Source organism: Ferdinandcohnia sp. Marseille-Q9671 (assembly GCF_976954385.1).
Genome location: NZ_CDRJTA010000004.1, coordinates 678,430 through 699,355 on the forward strand (window position 1 = coordinate 678,430; position 20,926 = coordinate 699,355).

Genomic DNA, 20,926 nt, shown 5'->3' on the forward strand with positions numbered 1-20,926 from the left:
AAACTAACAAGGGAGAGTTCTTATGGGGACAATTCATTATTCCATTGTTGATGTGTTTTCAGAAGGGAAATATACAGGAAATCCACTTGCTGTTTTTAAAAATGCTGGAAACATCTCCGATTGCGAAATGCAACAAATAGCGAAAGAAATAAATTTTTCCGAAACTACATTTATCTTGTCTGATTCAAAGAACAATGGTGGTTTTGATGTTCGTATTTTTACACCTAATGAAGAGATTCCTTTTGCGGGTCATCCGACTTTAGGAACTGCATATATCATTCAAAATGAAGTGTTAAAAGAGCCAACAGCAGAACTTGTACTAAATTTCAAAGGCGGAAAGATACCCGTTTCATTTAATGATCAGGAAGAAGTTTTATGGATGAAACAAAATGAACCAACGTTTGGTGAAGTTTTCGATAGTAAAATAGTTTCGGATGTTTTAAACATTAATAAAGAAGACATAGATAATAGATTTCCTATCCAAGAAGTTTCTACGGGCCTTCCGGTAATAATTGTCCCTTTGAAATCATTAGATGCAGTGAAAAGTGTCAAAATAAATAAAGAAAAATACTTTGAATTAATTGAGCATACAGATGCAAAAGCAATAATGGTTTTTTCTCATGAGGTATACCAAGTAGAAAATGACGTAAATGTTCGAGATTTTGCGGATTATTATGGGATTCCCGAAGATGCGGCTACTGGTAGTTCTAATGGATGCTTAGCTTCTTACTTGGTTAACTATCAGTATTTCAATAAAAGTGAAATCAACATTCGGGTAGAACAAGGTTATGAAATAAAAAGACCTTCATTATTATTTTTAAAAGCCAATGAGAAGAATGGGAAAATCAATGTTTATGTAGGAGGTAAAGTAGTGAAAATTGCTCAGGGCGAATGGTTTATATAATACCATTCCTTTTTTATATAGCTGGCATTACTTAAAATTAATAATGTTTTTTCTTCTTCAAGTAACGACAGAGTGATTGAATCTAGGAGATGGAATATAAGGGGAGTTTATAGGTGAGAAAATGGAAACTTGGTATACCCCTATTAATTGTGGTTATATTTATTTTTTTTATAAGTGGGTATAGGTTTACAGCGTTTAGTGCCGCCAAAAGTAATGATTTCCTTTCAAAAGATGCAGAATTGATGGAACAATATAAAATAGGTGCATCAGTTATTTTTTTATTTAAAGATGATGAGGAAGAGATTTACCAAACGGTACTATCTGAAAAGTCAGGTCTGTTATATCGTAGTAGTGCATCCACTACTATTCCGTATATTTCCGATACTATTCAAACAGTTGGGGGTATTAGTTTTACCACTAAAAATGATGCAGCAACTTTGTTAAGTGTGATTTCATACGATGAAGAGGTTGCATATATAGAGGCTGGTGTTGAGCCAAGCTTAGAAAGGAAGGAAATAAAAAAAGGAGAACGTATTTCTTTTTTGTTTCCATTCAGTGAACAAATAGACTTTCTATATCCAACAGCATTTAATAAAGCTGGAAAAAAATTATATTATTTTGGATACCCAAAGGATACAAATGAATTTAAAAGCGAAGATCTTAAGTGGCATGAAATCAATGGACAGCATTAAATAAACATTCTGATTAACTGCCAGTGCAATTGCTCGATAATTCACTCCTATCCAATTTTAAGGGATATGAAATTTTTGCGAACAGATTCGTCTTAAACTGAGGAGTGTAGGAAGAATTTAATAACGTTACGGAATTAAAATCATAATAAATAGGGTTAGTTTCTAATCAACATTTAGAAACTAACCTTTTTTATTACTTTGAAGGTATATGACAAATGTAAACTTCACGTAAATAAAGAAATAAATATATTTTGTATAAGTTTACTTTACTTTTATAAAATAAAAGTATAATATGAGTTTATAAGCAAAAAGGAAGGTGTTAGCTTTGAAAGCAGATTTTGGAGATTCAATAAAAAATAAAGTTTATGAATACAGGGTGTTAAGGAGAATGTCACAAAAGGAGTTGGCTGATGCTGTTGGCGTGTCTAAACAAACCATCTTTGTTATGGAAAAAAATAATTATTCACCTTCTCTTGTATTAGCTTTTCGAATAGCTGACTTCTTTAACGTAGAGGTTACCGATATTTTTTCTTATGTGAAAGGAGATGTAAAGTAATGAAAACTGATTTAACAAAAATATCAAATACAATCTTTCATCCTTTTAAAACCTGGGCCGAAGAATCAACTGCTAATTGGAATATGCTTATTGGTAGTGGTTTTGTATTGCTTTTAGTCGGAGGGATTCTAATATATAAATGTCAATGATAAAATGTACATTTTCGCTCGTTTAAGGATGTACAATTTTGCTTCTCAACTATTTTTATGAATCCTCCCCAAGCAGTCGTTAATCAGGATAGGGGAGGATTTATTAATTCAAAAAATCTCTAGTTTACCTTCTAAACGTTCTTTCTCCTTTTTTAATAATGATAATTCACATTTCAGTTCGTTTATTTCATCTAATAATCTTGCGATTTTCGTCTTATCATCTATTCCATTCTCACATGCTGTACCTTTCCATCTGCACCATTCATTAAAATCGTAAAGATCATCCTCAGACACTTGAAAATTAAATATTTTGGTATCGGGAGTAGTTTCTAGCCATTCCTCAACCAACCTCTCATCACATTTTAATCCGTATGAGCGAAAGAACTTTATAGTTTCTGTTAACACCAATGCATTCATTTCATCGATCTCCTTGTTTGCTGTTTTCTTTATCGAAATGGTTTTTTAGACGGTATGAATCTCCGATAATATTCACCACTGTTGCGTGATGGAGGACACGATCTAAAATCGCATTGGCTATTTTGGGGTCTTGAAATATCTCACCCCAGGTTTTAAAACTAGCGTTCGTTGTTAAAATGGTACTTTTCTGCTCATACCGCAAGTCAATCAACTGAAAAAACAACTTGGCATCTTCTGCATCAATAGGCAAATAACCAATCTCATCGATGATAAGCAGCTTATATTTCGCATAATGTTTAAGTCTATTTTCCAGGCGGTTTTCAAGTTTTGCTCTTTTTAGATTCATGATTAAATCATTACACTTTATAAAATACGTACTCGTCCTTTTCTTGGCAGCTGCTATTCCAATAGAGGTCGCCAAATGGGTTTTCCCAACTCCACTTGTGCCTAAGAAAACGATGTTTTCTTTTTGCTCAATAAACCGTAAGGTGGAGAAATCCAATATCTGCTGTTTATTAATTGAAGGCTGAAAATCAAAATCAAAGTCTTTAATTTCTTTGAAATGTGGAAAGGCACCTACCTTTACCATTGATTTCACCATGTTTATTTCTTTCATATCAATTTCATAGTCCGTAAGTTTGAGTAGTGTATCCGTAAATGACAATTGATTTTTAGTCATAAAATCAATTGTGTCATCAAGATGAGCTATCATTTGTTTCAACTTTAAATACTCTAAATTTTGTACTAGCTTGCTATAACTACTATTCATTTTTATACACCTCATTAATCGCCTCTAAATTTTTCCTTGCTAGCTCCTCAATATTGGTCGAAGAAGGAAGCCCTCTAGCCAATGCATCAACATAATGTTCAGGTTTGTAATTAAGTTTTTGATGGCTAATAGGGTGTTGGACAATTAAATCCGTGTTATAATAAACAAAGATATGGTTATCATATACTTGTAAACTAAGAGTTTTTCCTATGTATCCAGGTGGGACTGAATACTGATTGGACTTGAAAGTGATCATATTTGATGTATTCACTTTCGCAGGTATATGGTCAATTTTATAGAAATCTCTTATTCTCTTTTGTGGTAATTGGGATAAGAGGTTTCTTTCTTTTTTTAGTGCTAATATTGGTATTTTTCCTGTACCCTGGTGGTAACTATTATTTATACGATTACATAACTTTTGTATAAATTGATGTAGTTCTTCATAATCAAATTTTCCTTGATAAGCATGAATTTCATCAAGAAATTTCATTGGGGCTTCCACTTTTGCTTTGGTTCTTGGTCTTCCAGCTATACAAGGCCTTACTTCAAATCCCATATCCTTTGAGAATTGATAAAACCGTTCATTCACTTTTCCTTTTTGATACTCTGTTCGTGCTTCATCCATGACCGTCTTCATGTTATCCGTTACAATCGTTTTTGGAACACCCCCAAATACCTCAAAACTTTCCGTAATAAATGACAGTAACACACTTTGTGATTTTGAGATTGATAGATTAAATGTTCGAAACCTTGAATGGGCGAGTAAAAGTACACAAACATTTATATACAAAATCTCCCCATCTTTAGTGATGTATCGAATATTTTCCTTCCAATCCAACTGGGCTTGTTCACCTGGTGGAGTTTCAAATCGAATTACTTCGCTGTTGGAACTCTTTCGATTTCCTGAATCAAAATAACTTTGGAATTCAGGTATGCTTGATATGTACGCTCGAAATGTGGATTGACCACACATTAATCCATGATTATCCTGTAGGTATTGCCATAAAACTCGTTTATAATAAAATACTTGTTTTGACTCCTCCGAAAGAAGTAGCTTTATAATTTCATAATAATCATCAATCTTTGATGACCTATCTCGATTCTTTTTAGGCAGATAACCATTAAGATATTTTTCAATCGTCCTCCGATCAACTCCCATATCTCGAGCTAATTTACTCTTATTAACTTTCATGTTTAAGCTCTCCATTAACATTTTTAATTTCGGTAAATCTAATAGACTATTAATTTCTATGTCAGTATTAATATTTATCTGCATATGCATGATATTCCCCTCCAAGAATATTATGCAGATAATTCGTCAAAAGTGTACATATTTAAACAATCACTTTTGTACATTCTTAGGTTAGCATTTATACTAATATATGTTTTTCAAAGAAAAATGGGTAAGGCTGACGAAAGAACAAATCAAATAACTTTGATAAGTACCCTTATTATGTTATGTGTCATAATTTTGTGTGATGTGATTTTCCCGAAAGAATATATGTGGCAAATTTTCTTCTTATTTAAATATTCTCTTGCATTCTGCGCCTCAGGAATATATCTAGCTATTCGCTATAAAAAGGATTTTTTAAGCTAAAGAACCTAACTGATCAACAGATGATTGAAACTATTGTGCTTTCTAGTATTAATTATCAATAAGTGAAGCGCATCAAGCACCTTAACCGTTCTACATACGAGTGCGTTAATTCTAGAAGGATTAACGCTATTTTTGTAGAAATTTATTGTAGAACTTATGGTGCTATGGATTCCTCTCTCTGGTATGGCCTACTTATTCGAAATTTAATAAATGGACTAGGACGATATGAATGTATTAGAAATAGAAACGATACTTAGTATTTCATATCTTACTTTAATTAATAGGTTCCTTTAGCGTTGTATTTTATATCATTCATTCTCCTGATCCTTTAATATCTTCCACAACACTCACTATTTCACTTTTATTACTTACATTTCTAATTAATCTGCTATTTTTATATCTCAAGCTCAAGTAAAATCAACAAGTTTAAAAGTAGGTTTTTTTTATTAAGAAAGATCAAAAATTCTGCTTACCCTTCGGTTTACTTTTTATTGCTATTATTGGTATTTGTGCGCTTGTTAGTATTATCTTACAAGCGGGTGATGGTTATTTTCCATGAGCTACGACTATTGGGCTTTTTCTATATGCGCTAGGTATGTTCTATGTATATTATCCTACCAAGAAAGACATAGGTTCTTAAAGAGACATTTGTGCGATCGGGATATAATGACCCATACATGAAAAAATTAATCCCTAATTTGAGAGTAATAGTAATAGAAGGACATAACCTAATTTTTTAGATAAATAGGTATGTCCTTTTTATTATTTACTACTGGGGTATTGCTTCTTGGCAAGAATATTAAGTGCAGCTGATACGACTTCCATTACTCTAATTATTCTCTGCCAACCGCCCTAGTGGTCCATTCTCGTCAATGATGTCTTGAATATCATACACAGAGATAGGGAACATTGGGAACCCAAATACATATGGAGTAATGTCATACAACTGAAAGTAGATGACAAGTGTTTTATCTGCTACATAGAAATCTTGATCTGGTGCGATGGTTGTAAAGTCAGAAATTAACTGTATATCGCGTTCCTTGATTTGCTCTTGGATCAGAGTAGATAACCGATTGACATAATCACTCCCAGACTTAAATAGGTCCTTCAATTCACAACGTGTCCCTTTTTCTAAATCGAATGTTAGAGATTTTATAAAGGTCATACCATGTGCAGCTCTATCGTGATACGTATAGTTAGAGAGTGATAGGCTAAGTACCTGTCGTTGGTTGTTTTTAATTTCATACGAACCTAGCATTTCTTTTACCGTGGATGGCATATTACCAACTTGCTGATTGATAAGCTGTTGTGTTTGCTGATTGACGGATTGATTAATTAAGTGTTGTAGTTGTGGATTTCTCAAGTGAAATACTTGTGGATAAAAAACCTTCTTATCTGGTCCACTGCCAACAAAAAACGTACTTATATTTACAGGAAACGAAATAGGCATATATCACAGTCCTTTTTTCCACATCATATTCAAATAGAAAAAGTGTGTGAGTGAAATAAAGAAATTCACGGAAGCTTCTTTGCATGATTTGTCCATTTATCGAATAGCTATAAACAAGGTATATTTTGGACGTGCAATGAAGGGGGACTTATAATGGTAGAAGCGATTTTGAAAGTTTTTGTTAGTGAACAGCAGGTAGAAGCTGTGTTATCAAGTCCGTTGGTCGAGCTTATTTTCTTGATTTTATTTGTAGGGTTCATTATCACGATTTTTGCCCATTTTACGTTGTACGGAAAATTGAGAAGGGTACGAAATTTTATCCGGGATACCAATTCATTAGATATTGATCCACTGAATCGATTTCAGGCAGATTTTGAACAAATCAATCAAAAGGAATCAGTTAAATTCGAGACATTTGTTCAAAACAAAATATCAGGATGGCGTGTGTTTCAAGTCCCAGTTGTGAATCTCATAAAAATCATTCAGATGACCGTATCCATTTTTATTTTAATCGGTGTGTTAGGGACCTTTATAGGTCTTGCGATGTCACTCGGAAGCATCGATGCAACAGGTGATCAGTTGGTAGAAAATGTAGCACTGGTGCTTGCAGGAATTGATGTGGCGTTTTACACAAGTATTGCCGGTATGGGACTATCCCTTATTATGACAGTAGTGACACGGGTTGCGAACACGGAATTCATGTTAACGGATATCATGCTGAAAACAGAGTCAATCTTAGAAGGAAATGAACAGGATGGAATGGCGCGGCTCATCACGGTTTCAGAGACGATTAATTCTTCGATACTGGAGTTACGCGAAACAAATCAAGAATCACTTCAAAGCATTGTAAATTCATTTAAAGGGTTTCAAGAATATACAGTCGGTTTACAGCAATCTGCAAAAGACCTTGCGAAGTTTAATGAAGGACTCACAGATAATTTAAAACAATTCTCAGTTATCTTTCATGGAGTTAAGGATTTAACTGAGGGATTCGACCAGGGTGTAAAGAATCTAAATCAAAAATTTGATCAATTGTTCTCCTATTTTGAGAAAATGGATCAGCGTAATGAAAAGATGACAAGTGCTTTTACCGAAACGTATAAAAAAGTATCTGAACTAACAACTGCTCAAAAGGAAACTATGACACATTTCCAGCAATCAGTTGTTGATGTGAGGGATTATTTCTCCTCGGTTGCCGAGAGGCAGGAATCGATTTATGGTGCATTTGATAAAATGAATGCTCAAAGTGAGCAGTTTGTAAAGATTGCTAAGGAAAACAATCAACAGTTTGAACGTGTATTTGGGAACGAAGTTAGCTCCAAGCTTTCTGATGTCATCTCTTCCATGCGTGAGATTCGGAATGATTTTAAGGCTCTCGGTAATTCCATTAGTCGTCTGCCACATGCGTTAGACACAATTAATAAAGCACAAAGTGAGTATAAGAACCTATTATCCTATCGGTTCGATGAGCTAACACAGTTTACCCATGAATTTAATTCACATTTACAGGTTCATCTAACAAATTCTCAAGCAATCGAAAGCTACTTAAGTGAAGCTTCCCGTTCGAATGAACAGACAGCTATGAAGTACGGGAAGTTATTACAAGAGATGAATCGAACAATCACACAAATGGCAGATTCCTTCACGTATAAAGAGAATCAAATTGATACGAGTGTGAATGCATTAAGGGATACTCTTTCAAAGTATGTCTCTAGTTTGGAAGGGACGCTTGGCGAGAAGCTTGATAAAGTTAGTAGGAATATTGGGGAGTATATCATAGAAATGAATGATGCTGTGAAGCGGGAGTTTAAGCAAATTAGCGATATTACTGGAGATACACAGCAAAGAAGCGCGCGTCAGTTGCAGCAAACGCTTGGAGATATTGGTCAGGAATTTCAACAACTCAATCGTCAACTTCAGACGATCGCACATAACACGGTACAAGAACACAGTCGGATAAGGATTGGGACCAATGATTAATAAATATCAGAGGTTATTTCACCGGGAGCAAGAGGAAAGTTCATTTTGGCCGTCATTTACAGATTTGTTAACAACAGTCTTACTTTGTTTTATTCTGGTATTTATCATTATGATGGTAATTAAATCATTCCAAATCCAAGAAATGAAGAAAACGATTGATCAAATCATGGGAGTAAGGGTAGGACTAATAGAGGATTTGAATGAAAAATTTAGTGACTCGAGCATTGAAATTGATGAAAAAACGGGTGCATTGCTTTTTAATACAGATATTTTATTTGAATATGATTCAGCTGTATTGAAGCCTGAGGCATTTACATTTTTAAACGAGTTCGTCCCTGCTTATTTGGACGTGTTGCTTGAAAACGGCTATGAGGAATATATTTCTGAAATCATCATTGAAGGACATGCTGATAAAGACGGAACCTATTTATATAACATGGAACTTTCCCAGCAGAGGGCATTCAGTGTGGCAGAATATATCCTAAGTCCACAATTTCCTTATAAAAACATCCAGGAACACCTACGAACAAAACTAACCGTAAACGGTCGGTCGTTTACAGATGGACGAACGGATCCCAATGGAAACTACAGCAATCAAGAATCCCGTCGAGTTGAATTCAAATTCCGTTTAAAGGATCAAGAGATTTTGGAAAAAACAAGAGAGTTGTTAGGGAATTGATGAGTAGACGTTTTCATATGGTATACAAAACTATAAAACAGAGTAAACACAGTTGCATAAAATTTTGTATTAAGTAAGGTCCACCTATTCATGAAGGTGGGCTTTATTTTTCTGTAAAAATTTATTTTTAAATTACTTGAAAATTATATTAATTTACTTCGAATACATAGTATACTTTTCCTGTATAAGTTTGAATTAAATTTAAAAGAAAGTAGTGAATCGTAAAAAGTAAAGGTTACATCAAAGATATATGTACTGGTTATTTTCTTAAGAAGAGAAGTCTTTTTATATATTTATATAAGGAACGGAGCTTTCAAATGAATGTTACATCTATTGCTTCACTTTTTGAAGAAAATATAGAGATTAATGAACAAGTACGTAGACTATTAGATAGTCCAGAAGTAACGATTTGGTACAGAAATATAATAGACGAAACCTTATTTGTATCGGTTGGATATGCCTCATTATATGGATATAAGCAGTCAGATTTTATCACTCATCCTAAACTCTGGATAGACTCGGTATATCTTGAGGATAGGATCATGATAGAAAGTGTGATTAGTCAACAGTTGAAAGGATTACCTACAGATATAGAATATCGAATTATTAGAGCTGATGGGGAAATTAAGTGGCTACGAGATCGATCGACCCCTATATTTAATGATGAGGGTAAGGTCATTGCGATAGGTGGTTCCATTTATGACATTACAGAATATAAAAGTGCACACGTACACTTGTATAATCAACTTAAAGTAAATGAACAAAAAATAGAACTTACTGAAACAATACGTCTTCAGCAAGGTATGACTTTTAAATATAAAAAAGTGAGTAACCAATTTATTCATACTTTATGCGACGGTGAATTATTATATCGATTAGGTTTAGTTCCAAGAGATGTAGTAGGGAAGCAGTTATTTAACTTTCTCCCAACAGAGGAAGCCCAAGAAAAGAATAATTACTATCAAAGAGCCTGGAATGGGGAAGAAAATGTTACCTATGAAGGAGAGATAAATGGGATTAGCTATCTAGCAGCATTAAGTCCTATATACCGAGGTGGGGAAGTCGTTGAGGTGATTGGTTCCTGTATAGATATTACAGACCGGAAAAAGGTAGAACATGATTTACTTGAGAGTGAGTCTAAATATAGGTTGATTGCTGAAAACATGACTGACTTAATTATATTATTCGATCTTTACGGAAATGGAATTTATGCATCACCGTCTCATGAAACAATACTAGGTTATTCTCCAACGTATTTTGAGACGAAAGATACAAAGCACCTAATTCATCCTGAGGATTTGCCTACTATTTTGTATCATTTCGAACAGGTAATTAAGACGAAAACTCCATCTAAGGTGGAATTGAGGCTTTTACATTCAAATGGAAATTGGAAGTTATTTGAATGTACTGGTACAGCTGTAATAGGTGAAAATGATTTGGTGGAACATATCATGGTTGTTGCAAAAGATATTACGGATAAAAGAAAAGCAGAAGAACTATTATGGAAATCCGAGAAGTTATCATTAGTAGGGGAGTTAGCAGCAGGTGTTGCTCATGAGATAAGAAATCCTCTTACTTCTATTAAAGGTTTTATACAGCTTTTCCAGCAAGGAGTGAGAAAAGAAGAATACTTTCATGTAATTCTTAATGAATTTAATAGGATTGAAGACATTATTAAGGAATTTCTGTCGCTTGCCAAACCACAGGAAATAAGATTAAAACCGGCAAGTATCCCTTCTTTAGTGAAGGACATAACAACCCTACTAGAGTCAGAAGCTCATCTCAAAAATGTTGAATTTTTACTAAAGATTGAAAAAGAAATCCCTATGATTATGTGTGACGCAAATCAAATCAAGCAGGTCTTACTGAACCTTTGTAAAAATAGTATCGAGGCAATCGATACTAAGAAAGATGGATTCGTTACAATTACTGTACGTTTTGAGGATGAAAATATATTACTTATTCAAGTCATTGATAACGGCACTGGTATTAGCGAAGACAGACTTAAGAAACTTGGAGAACCATTCTTTAGTAACAAAGAAAAGGGAACAGGTCTAGGTTTAATGTTATGCTATCGAATTATAAAAGAACACAAGGGAACCATTACATTTGAAAGTATTGAAAATCAAGGGACTACTGTTAATGTTAGGTTACCACTGGTTATGGGTGAAACATAATCATTATGTTAAAGTGGGTCAGGGGGACAGGTTCCCTGACCCAATCTCATAAGTGTTACTCTGTATATATATTGCTTCCTGGTACGCTCTTGATAGAATTCCATGCCTCAATCGCTTCTCCACGACTTTTTCCACGATTTCTCGGGTCTGCAAAAAAATCACGAATGAATTGATTGTATTCAAATTGAGGAGCGATCATTTTCTTATAAGATGGGTCTTTCTTACGCGCTTCTTCCTCATGCCAAGCATCAACTGCATCACGATATGTTTTCCCGATATTGTTCTTAAAATAGTTTTGAATATAGGTAGAAAAATGAAAATTTGGAATGACTGATTTGAAAAAGGCTCTTACATCTTGACTACAACGAAGGTTTTCATGAATGACTGTATCTAGACTTAATTCAGAATCTGGTTTCTTGTTTGTTTTGGTTGTTCTAATAGGTTTTCTTATCTCTCCTGACTGAAGAAATGCTACAATTCTATCAGAAATCTCCATTTTTGATCCAGCAGCACTTATCCCATTTGCTCTGCAAAAGGATTGCAGTTCCTCTTTCAACCAATAGTAATCAAGAAAGTCCTCTACGCTAAGATCTTTGGTTAAATTTGGCCTCATTACTATCACCCCCGAATATTATCCTACACATATAATAGAACATTTGTTCTCTTAAATCAAAATAAACATGCCAAATAATTACAAAAACTGGTTTGATCTACTTTAATGCTAAACAAGGTAACGATTCTAATGTGTTTTATGGGAAGCGGCCTTTTCCGTGGAGAAAATTTACAACTAATTCCCTATGTCGAATTGTGGAATATATAGTAGAATGATAGATAGAGTACTAGAGTTCGATTTTATAGGGAAGTGATAGAAACATGAAGAAGATTATTTTGTTTTGTATGGTTTTTGTGGTCGTATTAGTAGCGTCTTCCTTTCTATTCACAAAGGAAGCTTTTTCAGATATTTTACAAGATGGCTATACGTCGATTAAAGAAGTTGTAGTAGGGAAAATTGCCCAAAGTAAGGAAAGCAATGCAGCTGGATTGCCAGATACAATTGAGGCACCCGAAACACAAACAGCAGGTGAACAGATTGAAAATGTGGAGCCTGAAGATATAAAACCAGTGATTGATTCAAATAACCCCTTTCTTTTACTTGTCAATAAGGAAGTTGGAGTGTTAGCCGAAGACTATGTACCTGCTAATCTTGTTGTTCCAAACGTTGCGTTTTCCACAAATGTTGCTGAACGGAAGCTTATGGTTAAAGAGGCTGCGGAAGCATTGGAAAAAATGTTTGCCGAGGCAAGTAATGCTGGAATTACGCTACACGCCCAATCAGGATATCGATCATATTCAACACAGGCAGTGATTTTTGATTCATATGTCGGCGGATTTGGCATGGAAGAGGCAAGTACCTTTAGCGCAAAGCCCGGAGAAAGTGAACACCAAACAGGTCTTGCCATGGATGTTACGAGTGAAAGTGTGGACAACCAACTCGTTCAAGAATTTGGGGACACACCCGAAGGACAATGGGTGAAACAGCACGCTGCTGAATTCGGTTTTATCATTCGCTATCTACAAGGCAAAGAGAACATCACGGGCTATATGTATGAACCGTGGCATATTCGGTATGTAGGTGTAGAGCATGCTAAATATATAGCCGAACATAACCTTACATTAGAAGAGTATTTGGGAGCAGTAAAATAGTAGGATCAAGTATAATTAAAATGCCAGGGACCACAAAATAGTGGACTCTGGCATTTTTTTATACTTTACATAATTATACCTATAATAAAGGGTGCAAAGGGGTGCTGGGACAGGGGGACAGGTACCTTGACCCAAAGGGGGAATATGATTTGTGAAATTAGTCCTGCGGGGTCTCAAGTCTCACGCTTTTCCCGTAGGACTTTGAATAGCTTCCTTGAAATAACCCACGCACGAAGAAAATGTGAATACATTTTCGAGGAGTCGCCACCTTCCTCTTCAATCAACATAGTTGGCACTTTATATAAAAGCAACAATCTTTTAGAAAAGAGCCATTGTAAAAAAAGTAGGATAATTTCTGTAAGAGCTTAGGTTTTGCTTATTTTCTATTTTCCGCCATTTTTTAGTGACGAAAAATTCGAACTTACTTATAATCAAGGTAAAGGAATAATCCGAGGTGAGCACAATGGTAGTTAATAGTACACATCTACCAATCTATTATAAATGGTCCACCATCCCCACAACCTGGCAACAATGCTTTCAAGAAGCATGGGAATCATTTCAGGAAGGCTCAAGGCCGATTGGCGCTGTAATTGTGAATGCTGAGGATGAGATAGTTGCCAGAGGAAAAAGTGCTGTTTTTGGTGAGCTATCCGATACAGTTGTGAGTCACAATGAACTAGCTCATGCTGAAATGAATGCCATGCTTAAACTTGATAATCGGATACATAATAAAGTTAATAAGTATACTCTGTATACAACAATGGAGCCTTGTCCCCTTTGCTTCGGAGCGTTCTATATGAGTGGGATAAAAAATCTCGCATTTGCAGCTAAGGATAAATATGGTGGTAGTACAAATTTAGTGGGGACAACTCCTTATCTAAGTAGAAAACAAATTAAGATCGCAGGTCCGATCCAGCAATTAGCTAATTTGTCTATTCTTCTGAATGTATACTTTGATTTGAAACTAGGATATGAAAAAGGTATTGCTGTAATTGATATGATGGAGGAGGACTATCCATATGCGGTGTCTCTTGCCAAACAATGGGTAAAAGAAGAAAAGTTAAAAGAGTATAGGAGTTTGGACATAGAAGAAGTGTATAAAATGATGATTCATGATTGGCAAACAAAAAAGGAGATGTAAAAAAATACCTTCTTTTTGTAACATTAAAGACAAGCTGTGATAAACTTTACAAAGTAGCATGTGTTTTATGGACACATGCTTTTTTTGCGACTTTCTTCATATAAATTAAATAATATGTTGGATTTAGTTCAAAGGAGGGGTTGATGATTCAACGTACAAAATCTATAGGAATACTCACTATCATTCTTGTAATTTGCACTGTTCTTTTTACATATTTAGTCATCACCGAACGTATTTCACAAATAGACAGCCTAGCCTCCAATTGGGCTACATTAGCAGTTACTTCGTCTTCGTCTCACCTACTACAAGCCATTACCTTCTTCGCAGACACGAGTACACTATTTATTTTAAGTTTAATTATGATAGTGTTCTTAGTTAGAAAACGATTCCTTGCTCAAATGATCCTATTTCTCTTCGTCATGGGAGGGGGAGTGGTCATCACTTTTTTGCTGAAAATTACCATTGAAAGGGAGAGGCCTGGTGAGATTGTATATATTGATCTTATGAACATCGGTGAAACTCTTGTTTCGTACGGATATCCAAGTGGCCATGCTGCGAAGGGGCTGTTGTTTTTTGGTTTCCTTATCTATCTGCTGGTATCCAAACTGAAAACCAAAGGAGTAAAAAGAATCTTCATTACAATCTTTTCCCTTCTCATAGTTTTTATCGGTGTTGGTCAGGTAGTGCTAAATAAACATTATGTATCAGATGTAATTGGTGGGTATTTAGCAGGGGGAACATGGTTTATGCTATGTATGTACCTATATGTATTGCTTGTCCAAAGTAGGAAGCATAGCTAGTAAAATCTTGCTATAATGATACTAATTCAAACAACTGAGGTGACAGCAATGAAAATAACTCTTTCACAGAAAATGAACGAATTTGGAGAATCAATATTTAATGAACTAGCAAACTATAAAAAACGAAAACTACGAGAAGGGCACGACATTATCGATCTAAGTGTTGGTAGCCCTGATTTACCTCCACCTTCTTTTGTTATGGAAGAATTAGAGAAACATGTAAAGAATCCTTCCTTATATGGCTACTCGTTAACAGGCATTGACGAATTATACGATGCGATAGCTGATTATTATCTCCAAAGATTTGAAGTTTCGGTTAATATGGATAATGAGGTACTAATGGTGATGGGTTCACAGGATGGTCTTGTTCACTTTCCAATGGTATTTGCAAATCCAGGGGATGTGATTCTTGTCCCAGATCCGGGTTACACTGCGTATGCGGCAGGGATTTCGTTGGCAGGTGCAACTCCATATGGAATGCCGTTAGAGGAGAAAAATCTGTTTTTACCTGATTTGGATGCGATTCCTAAGGAAATTTGTAAAAAAGCAAAGCTAATGATTCTCAACTTTCCTGGTAATCCTGTTCCAGCAATGGCAACGGAGGATTTCTTTAGAAAAGTAATTGAGTTTGCGAAAAAACACGAAATTGTTATTTTGCATGATTTTGCATATTCGGAATTGTATTATGAGGAAAAACCACTTAGTTTTATGTCGGTTGCAGGTGCAAAGGATGTAGGTGTTGAATTCAACTCGCTTTCGAAAAGCTTTAATATGGCTGGTTGTCGTATCGGATATATTGTTGGCAACGCAACTGTCATTGAAGCAGTAAACCGACTAAAATCGAATTTAGATTATGGTGTATTCCTACCGATCCAAAAAGCAGCCATTGTGGCATTACGTTATTCAGCAGAGTTTAGCGACCATTTGAGAGCAGTCTATAAAAAACGACGTGATATTCTTGTGCGTGGTCTTGCTGATGCAGGATGGCAAGTGGATTCACCAAAGGCATCCATGTTTGTATGGGCAAAGGTTCCTGATACATACACATCAACACAATTTGCTTATTTATTGTTAGACGAAGCGGGTATCGTGGTCACTCCTGGCAACGCATTTGGCCCTAGTGGTGAAGGCTACGTCCGCATTGGTCTTGTTCAAGAAGAAGAGATTTTACAAGAAGTAGTCGATAGACTGAAACGGAGTTCCTTGGTTAATTAAGGAATGGATAGTAAGGGACCAAAAATTTATTATTAGGGACAATAAACGGGTAGATTTGACTTAGTACATAAACGGTTTCTTACAATTAAATACAAATAGCGTTGTGGGTCACGGTTCCTGTCCCCCTGACCCACTGTCCCCCTGACCCATGTTGAAAAATATCAGAAGGTATTCCCGTGTGGAGCAGCCTTCTATTTTTATAAAATTTTTTAGTGTATTAAATGATATGTAAAATATTGGGTACTCTAAAAGTACTACTACTTCAGGAGTGTCTCTTATGCATTTAGTTTATAACGCCACTCTCCTTCTGGCTGCTGTTAAATGGGGTGATTGGAAAGGATGGCGTAGTTACTACCCAACCATTTTGTTCTTTATCATGGGTGACCTTTTAAAAAATTTTCTGTTTCATGATTATTTGCTTTGGACATATCAAGAAACTATTTTTGCTGAAAATCTTTTTAGTAATCATACGTTTATCTCTTTAATGATTATGTATATTTCATATCCCGCCACGATTCTCATCTATCTTGGACGATTTCCAAAAGAAAGATGGAAACAACTTGTATGGATAGTATTTTGGATATTTATTTACGTAACGATTGAATACATTAATCTTGAGTATTTACATTTAATTAAACATCATAATGGCTGGAGTATGCCTTGGTCGATACTCTTTAATATCGTGATGTTTCCTATGCTTCTTCTCCATCATAAAAAACCACTCGTCACATGGGGCTTATCTGTTTTATGGATTCTCTTTTTATTTACTATGTTTCCACTACCTTTAGATATGATTAAATAAAAAATCTAATGGTAAACGAACAGGAAATGGGATACTATTATTCTTGGTAACCGGAACTCTTGTGGGGAGTTTCTTATCTTATTGTAAGATAGGGGAGAATATATGGGTACGATGAATAATAAAGTCTTTGATAATTGGAAAAGAAATATAGTTCTCTTTTTAGGAAGTCAAACGATTTCACTGTTTGGATCAGCGCTCGTTCAGTACGCAATTATGTGGTATATCACGCTAAATACTCAATCTGGTGTGATGATGACGCTTGCGATAATATTTGGATTTTTACCTACCTTTTTTCTTTCTCCATTTGCTGGGGTATGGGCGGATCGTTATAACCGAAAATGGTTAATTATCATAGCAGATGGAATGATAGCTTTTTCAACACTCATTCTCGCTATATTGTTTTTAATGGGCTATGACTCGATTTGGCTGCTTTTCGTCATGTCAGCGATCCGAGGCCTTGGTACAGGAATTCAAACTCCAGCAGTTGGAGCGATTCTTCCTCAAATTGTGCCTCAGGATAAGCTTACAAAGGTAAACGGGGCGAACGGAAGTATTCAGGCTGTAATTATGCTGATTGCCCCGATGGTTAGTGCTGCGTTACTTACAGTTTCTTCACTTGAAATTATATTTTTTATTGATGTGATTACAGCAGCGATTGCCATCTTCACCTTGCTTGTCTTTCTTAAAATTCCTTCTCATGCGAAGGCAAAAGGGGAGCAAGTTATCGGGTATCTTGAAGACTTAAAGTTAGGATTCAAATATATTCGCGATCATGATTTTCTAAAGCCGTTTTTTACATTTTTTGCTGTCTTTTTTATTTTAATGGCACCGGCCGCTTTTCTCACGCCATTACAGGTGACGCGTAGCTTCGGAGACGATGTGTGGCGGTTAACAGCAATTGAAATAGCGTTTTCTATCGGGATGATGCTTGGTGGAGGAGTTATCGCAACATGGGGTGGTTTTAAAAATAAAATTCATACCATGACTTTGGCAAGTATTATGTTCGGTCTTTGTACAGTTGCATTAGGAATTGTACCTCTTTTTTGGATTTATCTAGTTTTCATGCTCATAACAGGTATTGCGATGCCGATTTTCAATACACCTGCTACTGTGTTGTTACAGGAAAAGGTGGAGGAAAACTATCTAGGAAGGGTATTTGGGGTCTTAGGTATGATTTCTACCTCCATGATGCCATTAGGTATGCTCATTTTCGGTCCAATTGCAGATATTGTAGATATTGAATGGCTTATGATCGGAACAGGAATCTTCATGTTCATTCTAGCGTTTTTCCTACTAGGTAGTAAGGCACTCGTGAAAGCAGGGGCTCAGGTTCAGGTTCAGGAATAGTATTAAAAAAGAGAAGTTGCGAAAACTTCTCTTTTTCGATTCTCATATAAACCTTGTCATCTAACGTTTGCTAAATATATATTCTCTCCCGTAATGAATTGTAATCCATTACATCAAATTATCACAAGAATTACTAAAATATATGTCCGAAAATGTGTAATTTCAGGTATATGGTTAATCATTGACAAATATTCGTTTGCTATCTACAATCAAAATTGTAATCGATTACAATTTGCTATCATAGTATTGAAAGAGGGGACCAAAATGGCAAATATCCAACAAGTAGCACAAAAAGCAGGTGTTTCCGTTGCAACGGTTTCAAGGGTCCTAAATAATGCTCCATCCGTAAGTACCAAAACAAGACTTAAAGTTGAAAATGCGATAAAAGATCTAAATTATGAACCCAGTATGTTAGGGAGAAATCTTCGAAACTCTGAAAGTCGACTTTTGTTAGTACTACTTCCAAGTATTTCAAATCCTTTTTACACAGAAATCATAAATGGAATTCAAAATACAGCAATTGCCCACAACTATAACATCCTTCTCTGCGAAACAGACTCAAATCCACAACGTGAAAACATTTATTTTAATATGATTAAGAACAAATTGGCTGATGGTGTTATCTCAATGGATCCGACGGTCAACATGCAAAAGCTTAACGAATTGGCGGGAAATTACCCAGTAATTCTTTGTAGTGAGTATGAAGAGGGAGGAAGAATCCCCTATGTGACAATAGATAATGAATTAGCAGCATATCAGGCTGTTAAACATTTGATTAAACTAGGTCATCAAAAAATTGCTCTCATTAACTCGGATGAAAAGTTTTTATATGCCAGGCAAAGAAGGAATGGGTATGAGCGAGCACTCAAAGAATTTGAGATACCACTACGTGATGCATGGATTTACCATACAAAAGAAGTAGATTTCCAAAACGGAGTTCAAGCAATAAGGATATTATTCCAGCAAGATGAAAAACCAACTGCCGTGTTTGCAGTATCAGATACACTAGCAATTGGAGCCCTAAAAGGAATGAATGTGAGTGGGTTACATGTTCCAAATAATATTGCCATTGTCGGCTTTGATAACATTAGCTTTTCTACTATGACGAATCCTACATTAACGACAATTTCACAGCCAATGTATAAAATGGGCTGCATAGCGGTAAATATGTTGATTACGAGTATTCAAGGAGAAAAAGTAGAAAGTACAGTATTAGATCATGAATTAATTATTCGCGAGTCAACAATGGGGTAGGTTGTCCTACTTACACTTGAAAAGTAGGGGAGGTATTCATGAGTGGGACTAAAAGTGGGTATTATCGGATGTGGTTCCATTACAAGGTATAGACACGCACCTGAGTATAAAGCAAATCCTCACGTTAAGGAGATTATTTTTTATGATCATCATGTTCAAAGAGCAGAGCGTCTAGCAAAAGAATTTGGTGGGCGAGCCGTAAAAACAGTCGAAGAAATTTTTAATAACCCAGAAATTGTTGCAGTTAGTGATTGTTCCTCGAATGAAGCACACCATATCAACACTACGAATGCTTTGTTAAGTGGGAAGCATGTATTATGTGAAAAGCCTATAGCCATTAATGTGAAATATGCTGAGAAGATCCTAGAAGCAGCTCAAAAATCAGGTAAAAAACTAATGGTGGATCATAATCAACGTTTCACGAAAGCTCATCAAAAAGCAAAAGAAATTATAGAGAAAAAGGAAATAGGAGATGTACTCACATTTAAAACGTCATTTGGTCACAAAGGACCAGAGAGTTGGGGAGTAAATAAAACAAATTCCACCTGGTTTTTTAAAAAAGAAAGATCCCATTTAGGAGTAGCAGGTGACTTAGGAATTCATAAAATTGATTTAATCCATTATCTTTTAGATGATGAGATTGAAGATGTTCGATCCTTTTATGGCATATTGGATAAAGTTGATAATGATGGAAATCCCATCGAAGTATGTGACAATGTTGTTTGTGCGTTGAAAACGAAGAAGGGGCGTTTGGGTACGGCATCGTTCTCCTGGGCGTATTATGGGTCAGAAGATAATTCTACGATACTATACTGTCAAAAAGGGATAATGAAAATATATCATGATCCTCATGCACAACTTATCATAGAGATGAGAGACGGCTCTACTGTGAAGTATGAATTGGAAGCGATTCAGACAAATGATAATCAAACGAACACAGGTGTCATCGATGCATTTATCAATTCAATCATTCATGACACACAACCACCAATAACTGGTGAGCAGGCAATTGCTTCTCTCCGAGTAGTTGAACAAATCCTGGGCTATTAATTTCCTTATATACTATTTCTGGTAAAAATGAACAAATATACCTAAAAAAGAATTGACTGAATATTTGATATCTTATAGTATGATTGTAACGGATTACATACAATTCCTCTCCTCAAGTATTGATTTTAGTAAATGCTTGTTCTATATCAATATGTGAAAATAGTAGTTGGAGCGAACAATGGTAACATAGCACACCATACACTCCCATACATATAGTACATCTTCGTTGTTGGTTACCTTAGT

The 20,926-nt window shown here is 35.4% G+C and carries 21 protein-coding genes; 16 read left to right on the top strand and 5 right to left on the bottom strand.

Annotated features, from left to right (window positions below; translation table 11 throughout):
• The first annotated feature begins 22 nt into the window (after window positions 1–22).
• From ACWNMY_RS18605 to ACWNMY_RS18620, 4 genes are all read left to right on the top strand, one after another.
• On the top strand, window positions 23–904 hold the full coding sequence (locus ACWNMY_RS18605; protein WP_449539742.1) for a PhzF family phenazine biosynthesis protein: 882 nt from the start codon (window positions 23–25) through the stop codon (window positions 902–904).
• Between the two features lie 113 nt (window positions 905–1,017).
• On the top strand, window positions 1,018–1,596 hold the full coding sequence (locus tag ACWNMY_RS18610; RefSeq protein WP_449539743.1) for a hypothetical protein: 579 nt from the start codon (window positions 1,018–1,020) through the stop codon (window positions 1,594–1,596).
• Window positions 1,597–1,921: 325 nt separating this feature from the next.
• On the top strand, window positions 1,922–2,152 hold the full coding sequence (locus ACWNMY_RS18615) for a helix-turn-helix transcriptional regulator (RefSeq protein WP_449539744.1): 231 nt from the start codon (window positions 1,922–1,924) through the stop codon (window positions 2,150–2,152).
• The gene (locus ACWNMY_RS18620; protein ID WP_449539745.1) at window positions 2,152–2,301 is read left to right on the top strand and encodes a hypothetical protein; all 150 of its coding nucleotides are present in this window, start codon (window positions 2,152–2,154) and stop codon (window positions 2,299–2,301) included. The genes ACWNMY_RS18615 and ACWNMY_RS18620 overlap by 1 nt, the downstream gene beginning before the upstream one ends.
• A 108-nt stretch (window positions 2,302–2,409) precedes the next feature.
• Here ACWNMY_RS18620 and ACWNMY_RS18625 read toward each other — a convergent pair whose 3' ends face one another.
• From ACWNMY_RS18625 to istA, 3 genes are read right to left on the bottom strand one after another with little or no spacing between them, the layout of a single operon-like run.
• Window positions 2,410–2,718 (bottom strand): hypothetical protein, encoded by a 309-nt coding sequence (locus tag ACWNMY_RS18625; protein WP_449536318.1) that lies wholly within the window; start codon window positions 2,716–2,718, stop codon window positions 2,410–2,412.
• A 1-nt stretch (window position 2,719) separates the two neighbouring features.
• Window positions 2,720–3,487, bottom strand: coding sequence for an IS21-like element helper ATPase IstB (gene istB / locus ACWNMY_RS18630; RefSeq protein ID WP_440274940.1), 768 nt, complete (start codon window positions 3,485–3,487; stop codon window positions 2,720–2,722).
• On the bottom strand, window positions 3,480–4,769 hold the full coding sequence (gene istA, locus ACWNMY_RS18635; RefSeq protein WP_449536317.1) for an IS21 family transposase: 1,290 nt from the start codon (window positions 4,767–4,769) through the stop codon (window positions 3,480–3,482). Before istA ends, istB begins: the two co-directional genes overlap by 8 nt.
• A 42-nt stretch (window positions 4,770–4,811) precedes the next feature.
• Between istA and ACWNMY_RS18640 the strand changes: the two genes are divergently transcribed.
• Complete coding sequence (locus ACWNMY_RS18640) at window positions 4,812–5,084, top strand: DUF2178 domain-containing protein (protein ID WP_449540490.1); 273 nt, start codon at window positions 4,812–4,814, stop codon at window positions 5,082–5,084.
• An 829-nt stretch (window positions 5,085–5,913) separates the two neighbouring features.
• Here the strand turns inward: ACWNMY_RS18640 and ACWNMY_RS18645 are convergent.
• The gene (locus ACWNMY_RS18645) at window positions 5,914–6,534 is read right to left on the bottom strand and encodes a DUF3298 domain-containing protein (protein ID WP_449539746.1); all 621 of its coding nucleotides are present in this window, start codon (window positions 6,532–6,534) and stop codon (window positions 5,914–5,916) included.
• A gap of 153 nt (window positions 6,535–6,687) precedes the next feature.
• On the opposite strand from ACWNMY_RS18645, the gene ACWNMY_RS18650 reads away from it, so the two are divergent.
• From ACWNMY_RS18650 to ACWNMY_RS18660, 3 genes are all read left to right on the top strand, one after another.
• Window positions 6,688–8,514, top strand: coding sequence for a MotA/TolQ/ExbB proton channel family protein (locus tag ACWNMY_RS18650; RefSeq protein WP_449539747.1), 1,827 nt, complete (start codon window positions 6,688–6,690; stop codon window positions 8,512–8,514).
• Window positions 8,507–9,193 carry an OmpA family protein gene (locus tag ACWNMY_RS18655; RefSeq protein WP_449539748.1) on the top strand — a complete coding sequence of 229 codons (687 nt, stop codon included), beginning with the start codon at window positions 8,507–8,509 and terminating at the stop codon, window positions 9,191–9,193. Before ACWNMY_RS18650 ends, ACWNMY_RS18655 begins: the two co-directional genes overlap by 8 nt.
• Window positions 9,194–9,510: 317 nt before the next feature.
• Complete coding sequence (locus tag ACWNMY_RS18660) at window positions 9,511–11,370, top strand: PAS domain S-box protein (protein WP_449539749.1); 1,860 nt, start codon at window positions 9,511–9,513, stop codon at window positions 11,368–11,370.
• Between the two features lie 55 nt (window positions 11,371–11,425).
• On the opposite strand, the gene ACWNMY_RS18665 is transcribed toward ACWNMY_RS18660, so the two are convergent.
• Window positions 11,426–11,983 (bottom strand): DUF6434 domain-containing protein, encoded by a 558-nt coding sequence (locus tag ACWNMY_RS18665; protein ID WP_449539750.1) that lies wholly within the window; start codon window positions 11,981–11,983, stop codon window positions 11,426–11,428.
• A gap of 260 nt (window positions 11,984–12,243) precedes the next feature.
• On the opposite strand from ACWNMY_RS18665, the gene ACWNMY_RS18670 reads away from it, so the two are divergent.
• From ACWNMY_RS18670 to ACWNMY_RS18705, 8 genes are all read left to right on the top strand, one after another.
• Complete coding sequence (locus ACWNMY_RS18670) at window positions 12,244–13,074, top strand: M15 family metallopeptidase (protein ID WP_449539751.1); 831 nt, start codon at window positions 12,244–12,246, stop codon at window positions 13,072–13,074.
• 463 nt (window positions 13,075–13,537) lie between these two features.
• Window positions 13,538–14,215 (top strand): nucleoside deaminase, encoded by a 678-nt coding sequence (locus ACWNMY_RS18675; protein ID WP_449539752.1) that lies wholly within the window; start codon window positions 13,538–13,540, stop codon window positions 14,213–14,215.
• Window positions 14,216–14,358: 143 nt separating this feature from the next.
• Window positions 14,359–15,015, top strand: a complete 657-nt coding sequence (locus tag ACWNMY_RS18680) for a phosphatase PAP2 family protein (RefSeq protein WP_449539753.1) — start codon at window positions 14,359–14,361, stop codon at window positions 15,013–15,015.
• Window positions 15,016–15,063: 48 nt separating this feature from the next.
• On the top strand, window positions 15,064–16,230 hold the full coding sequence (locus ACWNMY_RS18685) for an LL-diaminopimelate aminotransferase (protein WP_449539754.1): 1,167 nt from the start codon (window positions 15,064–15,066) through the stop codon (window positions 16,228–16,230).
• A gap of 277 nt (window positions 16,231–16,507) precedes the next feature.
• Window positions 16,508–17,032, top strand: coding sequence for a CBO0543 family protein (locus ACWNMY_RS18690; protein WP_449539755.1), 525 nt, complete (start codon window positions 16,508–16,510; stop codon window positions 17,030–17,032).
• A 102-nt stretch (window positions 17,033–17,134) separates the two neighbouring features.
• Complete coding sequence (locus tag ACWNMY_RS18695) at window positions 17,135–18,379, top strand: MFS transporter (protein ID WP_449539756.1); 1,245 nt, start codon at window positions 17,135–17,137, stop codon at window positions 18,377–18,379.
• Window positions 18,380–18,643: 264 nt separating this feature from the next.
• Complete coding sequence (locus ACWNMY_RS18700; protein WP_449539757.1) at window positions 18,644–19,633, top strand: LacI family DNA-binding transcriptional regulator; 990 nt, start codon at window positions 18,644–18,646, stop codon at window positions 19,631–19,633.
• 42 nt (window positions 19,634–19,675) lie between these two features.
• Entirely contained in the window at window positions 19,676–20,683 is a 1,008-nt protein-coding gene (locus ACWNMY_RS18705) for a Gfo/Idh/MocA family protein (protein ID WP_449539758.1), read from the top strand.
• Window positions 20,684–20,926 lie beyond the last annotated feature (243 nt).

What these genes read in the sequence shown, in the direction of transcription:
- istA (WP_449536317.1), bottom strand. Translation starts at nt 4,769, where the DNA reads ATGCATATGCAGATAAATATTAATACTGACATAGAAATTAATAGTCTA.
- istB (WP_440274940.1), bottom strand. Translation starts at nt 3,487, where the DNA reads ATGAATAGTAGTTATAGCAAGCTAGTACAAAATTTAGAGTATTTAAAG.
- ACWNMY_RS18660 (WP_449539749.1), top strand. Translation starts at nt 9,511, where the DNA reads ATGAATGTTACATCTATTGCTTCACTTTTTGAAGAAAATATAGAGATT.
- ACWNMY_RS18665 (WP_449539750.1), bottom strand. Translation starts at nt 11,983, where the DNA reads ATGAGGCCAAATTTAACCAAAGATCTTAGCGTAGAGGACTTTCTTGAT.
- ACWNMY_RS18650 (WP_449539747.1), top strand. Translation starts at nt 6,688, where the DNA reads ATGGTAGAAGCGATTTTGAAAGTTTTTGTTAGTGAACAGCAGGTAGAA.
- ACWNMY_RS18685 (WP_449539754.1), top strand. Translation starts at nt 15,064, where the DNA reads ATGAAAATAACTCTTTCACAGAAAATGAACGAATTTGGAGAATCAATA.
- ACWNMY_RS18605 (WP_449539742.1), top strand. Translation starts at nt 23, where the DNA reads ATGGGGACAATTCATTATTCCATTGTTGATGTGTTTTCAGAAGGGAAA.
- ACWNMY_RS18675 (WP_449539752.1), top strand. Translation starts at nt 13,538, where the DNA reads ATGGTAGTTAATAGTACACATCTACCAATCTATTATAAATGGTCCACC.
- ACWNMY_RS18625 (WP_449536318.1), bottom strand. Translation starts at nt 2,718, where the DNA reads ATGAATGCATTGGTGTTAACAGAAACTATAAAGTTCTTTCGCTCATAC.
- ACWNMY_RS18700 (WP_449539757.1), top strand. Translation starts at nt 18,644, where the DNA reads ATGGCAAATATCCAACAAGTAGCACAAAAAGCAGGTGTTTCCGTTGCA.
- ACWNMY_RS18645 (WP_449539746.1), bottom strand. Translation starts at nt 6,534, where the DNA reads ATGCCTATTTCGTTTCCTGTAAATATAAGTACGTTTTTTGTTGGCAGT.
- ACWNMY_RS18695 (WP_449539756.1), top strand. Translation starts at nt 17,135, where the DNA reads ATGGGTACGATGAATAATAAAGTCTTTGATAATTGGAAAAGAAATATA.
- ACWNMY_RS18670 (WP_449539751.1), top strand. Translation starts at nt 12,244, where the DNA reads ATGAAGAAGATTATTTTGTTTTGTATGGTTTTTGTGGTCGTATTAGTA.
- ACWNMY_RS18655 (WP_449539748.1), top strand. Translation starts at nt 8,507, where the DNA reads ATGATTAATAAATATCAGAGGTTATTTCACCGGGAGCAAGAGGAAAGT.
- ACWNMY_RS18680 (WP_449539753.1), top strand. Translation starts at nt 14,359, where the DNA reads ATGATTCAACGTACAAAATCTATAGGAATACTCACTATCATTCTTGTA.
- ACWNMY_RS18690 (WP_449539755.1), top strand. Translation starts at nt 16,508, where the DNA reads ATGCATTTAGTTTATAACGCCACTCTCCTTCTGGCTGCTGTTAAATGG.
- ACWNMY_RS18620 (WP_449539745.1), top strand. Translation starts at nt 2,152, where the DNA reads ATGAAAACTGATTTAACAAAAATATCAAATACAATCTTTCATCCTTTT.